Origin of the sequence: Streptomyces paradoxus (assembly GCF_014202475.1) — a bacterium.
GTDB lineage: Bacteria > Actinomycetota > Actinomycetes > Streptomycetales > Streptomycetaceae > Streptomyces > Streptomyces paradoxus.
This window is the reverse complement of record NZ_JACHGV010000001.1, coordinates 540,143-552,845: the sequence shown is the minus strand read 5'-3', so window position 1 is coordinate 552,845 and position 12,703 is coordinate 540,143. Positions and strand designations below refer to the sequence as shown.

The 12,703-nt window shown below is 70.0% G+C and carries 7 protein-coding genes and 1 pseudogene; 7 read left to right on the top strand and 1 reads right to left on the bottom strand.

Annotation, left to right across the window (positions count from 1 at the left end):
* Positions 1-266 precede the first annotated feature (266 nt).
* A complete protein-coding gene (fusA, locus tag HNR57_RS02505) occupies positions 267-2,309 on the top strand; it encodes an elongation factor G (protein WP_184555192.1) in 2,043 nt (680 codons plus the stop codon).
* Between the two features lie 57 nt (positions 2,310-2,366).
* Here the strand turns inward: fusA and HNR57_RS02500 are convergent, their stop codons facing one another.
* Positions 2,367-4,169 (bottom strand): pectate lyase-like domain-containing protein, encoded by a 1,803-nt coding sequence (locus HNR57_RS02500; protein WP_184555189.1) that lies wholly within the window; start codon positions 4,167-4,169, stop codon positions 2,367-2,369.
* 241 nt (positions 4,170-4,410) lie between these two features.
* On the opposite strand from HNR57_RS02500, the gene HNR57_RS02495 reads away from it, so the two are divergent.
* From HNR57_RS02495 to HNR57_RS02470, 6 genes and pseudogenes are all read left to right on the top strand, one after another.
* Positions 4,411-5,727 (top strand): ABC transporter substrate-binding protein, encoded by a 1,317-nt coding sequence (locus HNR57_RS02495; protein WP_184555186.1) that lies wholly within the window; start codon positions 4,411-4,413, stop codon positions 5,725-5,727.
* Positions 5,728-5,732: 5 nt separating this feature from the next.
* Entirely contained in the window at positions 5,733-6,722 is a 990-nt protein-coding gene (locus HNR57_RS02490; RefSeq protein ID WP_184555183.1) for a carbohydrate ABC transporter permease, read from the top strand.
* 11 nt (positions 6,723-6,733) lie between these two features.
* On the top strand, positions 6,734-7,573 hold the full coding sequence (locus HNR57_RS02485) for a carbohydrate ABC transporter permease (protein WP_184556530.1): 840 nt from the start codon (positions 6,734-6,736) through the stop codon (positions 7,571-7,573).
* A gap of 29 nt (positions 7,574-7,602) precedes the next feature.
* Entirely contained in the window at positions 7,603-8,961 is a 1,359-nt protein-coding gene (locus tag HNR57_RS02480; RefSeq protein WP_184555180.1) for a GH1 family beta-glucosidase, read from the top strand.
* Between the two features lie 214 nt (positions 8,962-9,175).
* Positions 9,176-10,099: pseudogene (locus HNR57_RS02475) on the top strand (hypothetical protein); the annotation flags it as partial.
* Positions 10,100-10,666: 567 nt separating this feature from the next.
* Positions 10,667-12,652 (top strand): hypothetical protein, encoded by a 1,986-nt coding sequence (locus HNR57_RS02470; protein ID WP_184555177.1) that lies wholly within the window; start codon positions 10,667-10,669, stop codon positions 12,650-12,652.
* Positions 12,653-12,703: the final 51 nt, after the last annotated feature.

Here is a 12,703-nt window from a genome sequence, read left to right as displayed (position 1 = left end):
CTACCGAGCGCCGGGGCACCGGCGCGACGAATGAAGGGAGACGGCCATGCGTGACCACACCGCTGCCGTCGTCTCCCTGCCGCGCTACGAGGTGATCCTCGTGTCTTCGTCGCCCCGGTGCCCGCTGCGCGGCGGCACCGGCTGACCGGGACGAGCGTCTGACACCCCGACGATCCTGACGCAACGTCGGGTTCGAGTTCTTGTCTGCCCGCTTCGCCCGGGAATCGCGCTGCCCCCTTCCTGAACGCACCGAAAGGCCCCGGGCCGTGCGCACCCACCTCAACCCGCTCGCCGTCGTCCGCAACCTCGGCATCCTCGCCCATGTCGACGCCGGCAAGACCACCGTCACCGAAAGGATCCTGTTCGCCACCGGCACCACGCACAAACGCGGCGAGGTCCACGACGGCACCACCGTCACCGACTTCGACCCGCAGGAGCGCGACCGGGGCATCACCATCTTCGCCGCGGCGGTGAGCTGCGCCTGGGACGGTCACCGGCTCAACCTCATCGACACCCCGGGGCACGTCGACTTCGCCGACGAGGTGGAGCGGGCGCTGCGGGTGCTCGACGGCGCGGTGGCCGTGTTCGACGCGGTGGCCGGGGTGGAGCCGCAGAGCGAGTCGGTGTGGCGGCAGGCCGACCGGCACGGCGTGCCGAGGATCGCGTTCGTCAACAAGATGGACCGCGCCGGGGCCGACCTCGACGCGGCCGTGGCGTCCATCCGGGAGCGGCTGCACCCGGCACCCCTGGTCGTGCAGCTGCCGGTCGGCTCGGAGGACACCTTCACCGGCGTCGTCGACCTGGTGCGCATGCGCGCACTGCTGTGGGCCGACGACGGTACCTGCGAGGACGTGCCGGTGCCCGGCGGCCTGCGGGGCGAGGCCCTGGCGCGCCGCCGGTCGCTGGAGGAGGCCGTGGCGGAACTGCACCCGGGCGCGCTGGAGGAGTTCTGCGTCACCGGCGCGCTCTCCGAGGGGACCCTCTCCTCGGCGCTGCGCGAGGTGACCCGGGACGGTGACGGCGTGGTGGTGCTGTGCGGCTCCGCGTACCGCAACCGCGGTGTCGAGCCGCTGCTCGATGCGGTCGTGGCCTACCTTCCGTCGCCGCTGGACGTGCCGCCGGTCCGCGGCACGGACGACGGCGAGGAGCAGACGCGGCCCGCCGACCCCGCGGCACCTGCGTCCGCCCTCGCGTTCAAGGTGCACGCCACGCCGACGGGACGGCTGACGTATCTGCGGATCTACTCCGGCACGATCGAGAAGGGAGACACCCTGTGGGACGCGAGCGCCGGGCGCAGCGAGCGGATCGGACGGATCCTGCGCGTCCAGGCCGACCGGCACGCCCCGCTGGACCGGGCCGTCGCCGGGGACATCGTCGCCGTGGTCGGGCTGAAGTCGGCACGCGCGGGCTCGACCCTGTGCGCGGCGGAGGCGCCGCTCGTACTCGAACCACCCGGTGTGCCCGAGCCGGTGGTATCGGTCGCGGTCGAGTCCCGCCGGGCCGGTGACACCGACCGGCTCGCGTCGGGGCTGGCGCGGCTGACCGAGGAGGACCCCTCGCTGGTCGTGCGGTCCGACCCGGAGACCGGGCAGACGGTCCTGTCCGGCATGGGTGAACTGCACCTGGAGGTGGCGGTGGAGAAGCTCCGGCGCGAGCTGGGGCTGGAGGTCAACGTCGGTCGCCCACGGGTCAGTTACCGCGAGACCGTCGGCCGGGGCGTGTCCGGGCTGGTGTTCCGGCATGTCAAACAGGACGGCGGGGCGGGGCAGTTCGCCCATGTCGTCCTCGACGTGGAGCCGCACGAGGAGGGAGGTTTCGAGTTCCGCTCGGCTGTCGTCGGCGGGCGGGTGCCGCAGGAGTTCGTCCGGGCGGTCGAGGCCGGCTGCCGGGACGCCCTCACCGAGGGCCCCCTCGGCGGGCACCCGGTGACCGGGCTGCGGGTCACCCTGACCGACGGGGCGACCCATGTGAAGGACTCCTCGGACACGGCGTTCCGCACGGCCGGCCGGCTCGGTCTCCGGGAGGCCCTGCGCGCCTGCGCGATGGTCCTGCTGGAGCCGGTCGTCGAGGTCACGGTCACCGTGCCCGGGGAAGCGGTCGGCGGCGTGCTCGGCGATCTCGCCGCCCGGCGCGGGAAGGTGACCGGCTCGGTCTCCCGCGCGGGCGCGGCGGTCGTCACCGCCACCGTGCCGCTGGCCGAACTGTTCGGTTACGCGACCCGGTTGCGCAGCCGCACCCAGGGCCGCGGCACCCTCACGGCCCGGCCCACCGGCTACGCGCCGGCGCCGGTCGCGGCCTCGGCGCGGTAGCGCCGGGGGAGGCCCGGGAGGCCCCTCCCTTCCGCCCGGAAGGGAGGGGCCGGTCCCTCACGGGTACGACACCACCGTCGACGGCACCGTCGAGGTCCCCGACGTCGGCGCCCCCGTGTCGTTGATGACGCGCTCGTACTGCCCGTTGCCGCCGAGCGAGACCACGAGCAGGTCGTGGAAGCGCACCCCGGGCCGGTTCGGCGCCGCGAAGCCGTGGTGCTGCACGATGGTCGGGTCGACGTTGTAGTAGCAGTAGCTGCCCAGGCCCCAGCCCTCGTGGCTGGTCACGCCGTCCCCGACCCGGTAGGCCGCGTAGCCCTTGACGGGACCGTTCTGGATCGCGGCCTGGTTCGGGGCGTCGTACGCCTTCTCGTTCTGGAAGAAGACCGTGCGGCCGCGTTCGCCGAACCACTGCACGTCGTACTTGTTGAAGTGCTCCACGAACAGCCCGGTCGCCAATACGTCGTGGCCGTTGACGACGACGCCGTAGTCCGCGCGGTTGGTCTCCCAGCCGACGCCGTCACCGTGGTCGGCGCGCCAGACCCAGGTGTGGTCGACGATGGTGTGCCGGCTGTTGACGACCATGCTGGTGGTGGCCTTGCCCGGACCGGCCCCGCCGATCCGGATGAACACGTCCTGGACGGTGGTCGGGTTGGCGGAGTGGTCCCGGGAGGCGCCGCGCGGGCCGATCTCCAGCAGGGTGGCGGAGTTGACGGGTCCGGCGTCGACGAGGAACCCGGCGAGCCGTACGCCGTCGACGTCGGCGGTCTTCAGCGCGGTGACGCCGCCGTCGGGGATGAGCGTGGCGTAGCCGAGGCCGAGTACGACGGTGCCGGCCCGCTCGACCCGCACCGGCTGGTCGAGGTGGTAGATCCCCGGGGTCAGCAGCAGGTGGAGCCCCTGGGCGAGGGCCTGGTTGAGCGTGGCCGCCGTGACACCGGGCCGGGCGACGTAGAAGCGCGACAGCGGCAACGAGGTGCCCCTCGGGGTGCCGTTGCCCCAGGTGACGCCCCGAGCGTCGGTCCGCTTCTCGGGCAGGAAGACCCGGTACTCGCTGCCGCTGAGGTACAGGAACGGCTTCTCGCGGGAGACCGGCGTGGTGGCCAGGGTGGTGTACGGCGGGTTGGGGAAGCCCTGCGCAGGGGCGCCCTCGACGCCGGAGAACACCATGTTCCACACGCCGTTGAGCCAGCCGCCGATCGCGCTGTCCCGGGTGTACCACTGCTGCTGCGAGTACGGCTGCACCTGGCCGTCGATGCGGCTGTCGGCGATGTAGCCGCCGCTGGACCAGCCGTAACCGGTCGGGGCGAGGTTCAGGTTGCCGCGGATGTGCATCCGGCGGAACGGGGCCGCCTGGGAGACCGCCCAGCGGTTGGTGCCGTTGACGGGTACGACCGCGAGGTTCTCCGCGGAGCGCCAGAAGTTCTGCGTGGCGTTGCCGTCGAACCAGCCCGCGTCGACGGTGATGTCGCCGTTGATGGTGGTGTCGTCGGGGGAGAGGCCGAGGCCGGAGACGGAGGTGTAGAAACCGATCTGCGCGTTGAGGCCGTGATAGGTGCCCGGCTTGAACAGCACCTGGTAGCGGCCGGTGCCGAACTGGGCCGACTCCTGCTGCCGGAAGATCTCGTCCAGTCTGCCCTGGATGTTCGGCGTGGACGGATCGAAGACCAGCACCTTCGGGCCGAGGTCGCCACCGCCGGGCAGGGCGCGCGGCCTCGTGCGCACGGGCCGCTCGCGACCGGCCGGGGCGGCCGAGGCGGTGCCGGGCAGGGCCGCCAGCGCGGAGGCCGCCGCGGCGGCGCCGAGGACGGCCCGGCGACCGGGAGCGGGCAGGCGTGATGACGGGGAGTCAGGGTGCATGGGGCGGCTCTCCTGGTTCAGGAAGTGAACGGTGTGGGGTGCGGGGAGCGCTCTCTCGCCGCTGAATGCTTCATCCGTGGAACAGATGCGTCAAGGGGTCCGGCGAGAGTTCCGAGAGTGTGTCCAAACCCTTGACGGCACTGCCTTCCGGGGATTAACTCACGTCCTAAATTAAGCCATGACGGCTCCCTCGCGACGGGGGAGGCGTCCTCCCGTACTCCCGGAAGGGCCAGGAGCAGCCATGCGCAGCATCCGAGCCGCGGCGGCAGGCGCCGTCACACTGTCACTCGCCCTCGCGGCCACGGCCTGCGGCGGCGGCTCCGCGACCGGCGGGGGGTCGAACGACTCACCGAAGACGCTCACCTATTGGGCGTCCAACCAGGGCGCCAGCATCGAGGTCGACAAGAAGGTTCTCCAGCCCGAACTCGACAAGTTCGAGAAGCAGACCGGCATCAAGGTGAAGCTGGAGGTCGTCCCCTGGTCGGACCTGCTCAACCGGATCCTCACCGCCACCACCTCCGGCCAGGGCCCGGACGTGCTGAACATCGGCAACACCTGGAGCGCCTCGCTCCAGGCCACGGGCGCGCTGCTGCCGTGGGACGCGAAGAACTTCGGCAAGATCGGCGGCAGGGACCGGTTCGTCGACTCGGCCCTCGGCTCCACGGGCGCCGAGGGCGAGGACCCGGCGGCGGTGCCGCTGTACTCGATGTCGTACGCGCTCTACTACAACAAGAAGATGTTCGCCGACGCGGGCATCTCGAAGCCCCCGGCCACCTGGGACGAGCTGGTCGCCGACGGCAAGAAGCTGTCCAAGGACGGCAAGTGGGCCCTGGGCATGGAGGGTTCGAACCCGTCCGAGAACATCCACCACGCGTTCGTCTTCGCCAAGCAGCACGGCGCCGACTTCTTCACCGCCGACGGCAAGCCCGACTTCACGAGCGACGGGACGGTCGCCGCGGTCAAGCAGTACGTCGACCTGATGGCCGAGGACAAGGTCATCGCGCCGGGCAACGCCGAGTACGCGCAGAACCAGTCGGTGAGCGACTTCGCCAAGGGAAAGACCGCGATGCTGCTGTGGCAGTCCGCGTCCGCCAACCTCGCGTCGCAGGGCATGAGCGAGGACGACTACGGCATCGCCCCCGTGCCCGTGCAGTCCGGCGCCCCCGGCACCGGCAAGCAGGTCAACTCAATGGTCGCCGGCATCAACCTGGCCGTCTTCAAGAACACCGACAACACCGACGGCGCCACGAAGTTCGTGAAGTTCATGACGAGCGACGCCGAACAGAAGATCCTCAACAAGGCCTACAGCACCATCCCGCCCGTCAAGTCCGCCCAGTCGGACGCCGCCTTCGCCACCCCGGCCACCACCGTCCTGAAGGACACCCTCGCCAACAGCGCGGTCGCGCTGCCGCAGGTCGCCGACGAGTCCCAGTTCGAGACGGCGGTCGGCACGGCCATCAAGGGCCTGTTCGCCGACGCGGCCGCCGGACGCCCGGTCACCACCGGATCGGTGAAGGCGGCCCTGGAGAAGGCTCAGCAGCAGATGCCGGCGGCCTGAGCGACATGACCACAACTGCCCAGGCCGAGAGGCCGGCGGTCCGCAAGAGCCCGCCCGGCGCGGCGCGCGGCCCCCGCCGCCGCACCGGGCGGATCCACCGGGTGGGCCTGCCCTACCTGCTGCTCCTGCCCGCCCTGCTCCTCGAACTCCTCGTCCACCTCGTGCCGATGGTGATCGGCATCGTCATGAGCTTCAAGGAGCTCACGCAGTTCTACATCCGCGACTGGGGCGCCGCCCCCTGGTCCGCCCTCGACAACTACAAGGTGTCGGTGGACTTCGACGCCCCGGTCGGCGAGGCGCTGCTGCACTCCTTCCTCGTCACCGTCGCCTTCACACTGCTGTCGGTGGGCCTGTGCTGGCTGACCGGCACGGCGGCGGCGGTCTTCATGCAGGACACCTTCCGGGGGCGCGGCCTGCTGAGGGCCCTGTTCCTCGTCCCGTACGCCCTGCCCGTCTACGCGGCCGTCATCACCTGGGTGTTCATGTTCCAGCACGACAACGGGCTGGTGAACCACGTCCTGCACGATCAGCTCGGCCTCACCGACAAGCCGTCCTTCTGGCTCATCGGCGACAACAGCTTCGTCGCGCTGCTGACGGTGTCGGTGTGGAAGGGCTGGCCGTTCGCCTTCCTCATCGTCATGGCCGGCCTGCAGAACATCCCGCGTGAGCTGTACGAGGCGGCCGCGCTGGACGGCGCCGGCGTCTGGCAGCAGATCCGCCGGATCACCCTGCCGTCCCTGCGCCCGGTCAACCAGGTCCTCGTGCTCGTCCTCTTCCTGTGGACGTTCAACGACTTCAACACGCCGTTCGTCCTGTTCGGCAGGACCGCCCCGGAGGCCGCCGACCTCATCTCGGTGCACATCTACCAGGCGTCGTTCGTCACCTGGAACTTCGGTACCGGCTCAGCGATGTCCGTCCTCCTGCTGCTGTTCCTGCTGCTGGTCACGGGCGGGCACCTCGTGCTCACCTCACGCGGACGGAGAAGCGCCTCATGACCACGTCCCCCATGGCCCCGCCCCGCTCGTTCCTGTGGTCCCGGCGGATCTTCCTGACGCTGCTGACGGGCTTCGTGCTGATCCCGGTCTACGTCATGGTCTCCAGCTCGCTGAAGCCCCTGGCGGACGTCACCGGCGCGTTCCGCTGGCTGCCGAGCGAGCTGACGATCCGCCCGTACATCGACATCTGGTCGACGGTCCCGCTGGCCCGCTACTTCCTCAACTCCCTGGTGGTGGCGGGCGCGGCGACGGTCTGTTCGGTGGTGATCGCCGTCTTCTCCGCCTACGCCGTCAGCCGCTACGACTTCCGGGGCAAACGCGTCTTCACCGTCACCGTGCTGTCGACGCAGATGTTCCCGGGCATCCTCTTCCTGCTGCCCCTGTTCCTGATCTACGTCAACATCGGCAACGCGACCGGCATCGCACTGTTCGGGTCGCGCGGCGGTCTGATCCTGACGTACCTGACGTTCTCGCTCCCGTTCTCGATCTGGATGCTGATCGGCTACTTCGACTCGGTGCCGCGCGACCTGGACGAGGCGGCCCTGGTCGACGGCTGCGGCCCGCTCGGCGCGCTGTTCCGGGTCGTCGTCCCGGCGGCCGTGCCCGGCATCATCGCGGTCGCGGTCTACGCCTTCATGACCGCCTGGGGCGAGGTCCTGTTCGCCTCGGTGATGACCAACGACACCACCCGCACCCTCGCCGTCGGCCTCCAGGGCTACTCGACCCTCAACGACGTGTACTGGAACCAGATCATGGCCGCCTCGCTGGTCGTCAGCGTCCCCGTGGTCGCGGGCTTCCTGCTGCTCCAGCGCTATCTCGTCGCCGGCCTGACGGCGGGAGCCGTCAAGTGACCGACTCGCCCGTTCCCGAAGGGACTTCCGTGACCATCGACCTCGCCGCTCTCCCGCACGACTTCCTGTGGGGCACGGCCACCTCGGCGTACCAGATCGAGGGAGCCGTGGCGGAGGACGGCCGCTCGCCGTCGATCTGGGACACGTTCTCGCACACCCCGGGGAAGACCGCCGGCGGCGACCACGGCGATGTCGCCTGCGACCACTACCACCGCTGGCGCGAGGACATCGCCCTGATGCGCCGGCTGGGGGTGAACGCCTACCGCCTGTCGATCGCCTGGCCGCGTGTCGTCCCGGGCGGCGACGGCCCCGTCAACGCCAAGGGCCTGGCCTTCTACGACGAGCTGATCGACGGCCTGCTGGAGGCGGGCATCACCCCGTCCGTCACCCTCTACCACTGGGACCTGCCGCAGGCGCTCCAGGACCGGGGCGGCTGGCCGGAGCGCGACACCGCCTCGGCGTTCGCGGAGTACGCCTCGGTCGTCGCCCGGCGTTTGGGCGACCGCGTCACCCACTGGGCCACGCTCAACGAGCCCCTGTGCTCCGCGTGGATCGGCCACCTCGAAGGGAAGATGGCTCCCGGTTTGACGGACCTCACGGCCGCCGTCCGCGCCTCCTACCACCTGATGCTCGGCCACGGCCTGGCCGCCCGGGCCGTCCGCGCGGCGGCTCCGGGAGCGCAGGTCGGCATCGTCAACAACCTCTCCACCATCCGTCCCGCGACCGACCGCCCCGAGGACATCGCGGCCGCCCGCCGCATGGACGGCCACACCAACCGCTGGTGGCTCGACCCGGTGCACGGCATGGGTTTCCCGGCGGACATGCGCGAGCTCTACGGAGTCGAACTCCCGGAATGTCCCGGCGACTCGGCGGCCATCGCCGCCCCGCTGGACTGGCTGGGCCTGAACTACTACTTCCCCCAGACCGTCGCCGACGACCCGGACGGACCGGCGCCGCACGCCCGGGCCGTACGCCGCGGCGGCGTCCCGCGCACCGGCATGGACTGGGAGATCGACGCGAGCGGCATCGAGACACTGCTGATGCGGCTCACCGACGAGTACGGGGCCCGCCGCCTCTACGTCACGGAGAACGGCTCGGCCTACCCCGACGTCGTGCGCCCCGACGGCACGGTCGACGACCCCGAGCGGCAGGACTACCTCCTGCGGCACCTGGCGGCCTGCGCCTCCGCCGCCCGCCGGGGCGCCCCACTGGCCGGCTACTTCGCCTGGTCGCTGCTGGACAACTTCGAGTGGGCGTACGGGTATGAGAAGCGGTTCGGGCTTGTGCACGTGGATTATGCGACGCAGCGGCGGACGATCAAGGGGACGGGGCATCGGTACGCCGATGTCGTCCGGGCCCATCGGAGTCAGGTGCGCGAGGCGGCCTGAGCGGCGACCGGCCGCTGGAACCCCTGCCCTGGGTTCTGGCGGCTCATGATTGCCGTCCGGCGACGAGGCCCGGTGTCAGCCTGAGGACATCATTGCCCCGTGCAGGCATCGGCGACCGTTCCGGCGCCCTCAGTGCCGGAATCGAGAGTGCGTGATATCGCCGCGTTGACGACGGCAGCGAGCCGCTGGCCTCCGCCTCTTGAAGGAGGGGCCGGCCGACGGCATCTACGGTTCACTCGTGAACGCCGCCACGGGCCGCATCGCTGCCGGCGCCACGTTCGAGCCGGTCGGCAGAGCGGCGGCGGCGGGCGCGGTCGGCGGAGCCGGTGCTACAGCCGGTGTCGCGGTCGCCGGCAGCGCGGCGCTCACCGTGGCCGCGCCGCTCGTGCTCATGGCCGTGGCGGTGGGGATGAGCGCGAACGCCGACTCCAAGGGCCAGCAGGCCATCGAACGCATCACGGAACTGCTGGAGCGACTGCACGACGAAAAGCTCAACCACGACCGCAGCGAACTCGACGGCTGCCGTGACGCCATGGACAAGGCGACCGCCGTTCTCCTCGACCAGGGCAAGCTCGGTGCCTCGCTGGGACTGGACTCGGCGGTGCACGCCATCAGCAAGGCGCTGGCCGCCGCCGAGCGTAACCTCGCCCAATGGCAGAGCGCACTCGACGAGCTGCCCGACGGCAAGGCCGTCGAGATCGGCACGCTGACCAAGGCGTTCCCCGGCGTCGACGAGGATGGCGGCACGTTCCGCGCCCACCTCGAACTCGCCTCCCTGGCCATCGCGTTGAAGCGGCGAGTCATCGTCCTGCAGGCCGTCGAGCACGCACAGACCGGCTCCGGCAACCTGTTCGAGAACTTCACCCGTGCACTCAAGACCGATCAGCAACGCCTCGACACACTGGAGTCGGACAGCGCCGGTGTCCTGCAACGCCTGTCGAGGCTGGAGCTCGCCCGCCCGCAGGGTCGTCGACCCGTCTTCACAACCGGTGAGGTCGATCGCCTGATGCGCGCGACGAACCAGATCCACAGGCTGGGCGACGGCGTCATGGTCAACGGCCCCACGCCGGACGTGGCGATCGAGATGGCCCGCGACAAGGACGGCTCGGTGGTCGTGTTCCCTGCGCTGGCCGCGTAGGCGTGAGCGCGCTCGCCGCGGCTCGGTGCGTGGTGCGGGGTCGTCCGACACCTCGAGCTCGACGGTGGCTCTCCTCGCTTCGTCCAGCACCGTGAGTGACGGCAGGACGGCGGTGATTCCCGCATTCCTGCCGTCCTGGCGAGACCAGACCCCACCAGCACGGCGACGGCTGACTGCGTGTCCACGCTCAGCGCACCCTTGACCCGCCGTTCAGCCGCGGGCAGTGACATTCCCTGGTCGGCTTGCTACTGATCCGCGCCTGTGGAGACGCACCCGGTGCCTGGACCGTCGCCGACCCCGTCGATGCCGACGCCAACTTCGCAGCGGGGCCGGCGACCGTGGTGTAAGGCAAAGCGCTGTTCGCCTCCGTGACTTGTCGAGACCACCTTGATGGCTCCGGGACGCATCCGCCCCCCTGTTCGCGATGGCGGCCTTCGAGGCGATGCGTACGGGATTCCTGGTGGCTCATCTCTTTCCCGCCTCGCTCAAACCGTGATCTCGGCCATGGCCCGCGCCGCCACGGACTGATGGTGTCGAACTGTTGTTCTCCAAGAGAGAGGTCGCAGGTTGATACCCGCCACTGCAAGAAGACGTCGCTTAACCATCGGTGCGATCCTCGCGATCGTCATCGGGTCCGGTGCCCCCGGCATCAGCCATGCGGTCGGCTCCGACAGCCCTCCCGCCGTTCACGGTCCCGGCGCACGGACCGTCGCGGCCGCCGAGCCGAACACTCCCAACGGCCCCGAAGTCGGCCCGCCGTTCACGAAGACCAACAACGTGTGGCAGACCGAAACCACCACACCGACGTTACGCAACACGGTCACCGCCCCCAGCGGTCACAAGACCACCGCCACGTTCGAGGTCCACACCACCGATTCCAGCGGCAAGCCCACGGCCACGGTCGTCAAGCTGACCGACGAGAACCAGTGGGGCGTCCTAGTCTCCGGAGAGGTGACCGCCGGCAAACCGGCCTCCGTCAAGGTTCCGGCCGGCAAGCTCAAGAACGGTGTCACCTACGCGGTCCGCTCCTCCGGGTACGACGTCACCAGCAACGCGTACGAGAGCGACTGGTCCCCGTACTCCACCTTCAAGATCAACGTCCCCCCGGCCGAGAAGCCGTACGTCACCTTCCCGGCACCACAGGCCACGTCCGGCATCGACTCGCTCGCGCAGACCCCGGTCGAATTCACGCGTACCGATCCCGGCCCGATCAGGGGACTGCGCGGGGATGACACCTCCCGGAGATGCTCCGCCCCGGACGCAGACGGTCGGAAGGTGTGCATCGAGATCAGTCGTGACGCGCCGACTGCCGAAGACGCGGCGGTCGCCAAGAGGGCGATGAGGCAAGCTCTTCGGGGCGCCGATCTCGTCTCGTGGTGCGCCGCGAAACCCGACGGCAAGGACTACATGAACCGGGGCGAGGCGTGCCTCAAGAACGTCGGCTACGCGACCCTGATCTTCGTCGACGCCGATGACCTGCCGAGGTTCGGCACCGCCACGTTCGCGCTGTCCCAGCAGATCAAGCTGTACAACAGGAAGTCGGACACCGGCACGGACCGTGCGGAGTTCGACCAGCAGCTCACCGTGGTCCCGACGCAGATCGACGCCGCGACCGAGGGCGTTCACCTCACCTGGCAACCGGGCGACAACTGCAAGGACTGCACCAGCTCGCAGGTCAAGTGGTCGAGCAACGACGGCCTCAACACCACGCCGCACTGGGCGATTGGCGAAGTCGGCGCCCCGTACGCCATGACAGCGAAGAGTCAGACGATCTGGAACGGCACCGGCAAGGAGCAGTTCGACCTCGGCTGGAGCCTCCTCGGTTCCGTCGACGCCGGCAACGCTCACGCGCAGACCAGCCTCGGCACCAGCGGCGACGTCCGTGTCCGGGAACTGGCGCCGCGCTGTGACGACATCGCCGGAGGCAGCATCAAGACCGGCTGTGTCTTCCCGTACTTCAAGCCCACCTGGACGGTGGACACCAACCTGTACCCGGCGGCCGGTGCCTACTACTGGCTGCTGCAGGAGAAGCTCCCCTCCCACCCCGGCAGCCGGAAGTGGGACTCCCTCGTCACCTACCTCGGCCCCGGCAACAACGCCGATCCGGACGGCGGTGACTGGACCAACGACGACAGCCGCGGCATCGTCTGCCCCACGGGAACCAGCGGTTTCAAGCCCAACCCCGCCACGCCCGACGGATCGTGCGACGAGTACGCGCCCGCGAGTACGTACCAGAGCGGCGGCATGCCGAAGGGCCCGAACCAGGTTGCTTCTGGTAAGGAGTGCGCACAGCTCTACACCAAGCCCATGACCGGCGGCACGTGGGGACTGCTTGCCGAGAACCGTGACGGCTACACCGGCCCGAAGTGGAACGAGAAGTGTGGCCGTGCCTCCGTTCCCACGGATCAGAACACCGGCGCCTTCCGCGACCTCGGCATCAAGTTCGTTCCCCAGATGCGGCTGCTCGACAAGGACGGGTTCTTCATCAGCGATCCCGGCTTCGAACACTGTAAGAACGCCGACACCGTCTGCGCGTGGAAGAAGGTCGGCTGACCTGACCCTTGACTGACCAAGCCTGTGGCCGGAGCACCCTGTGGTGCTCCG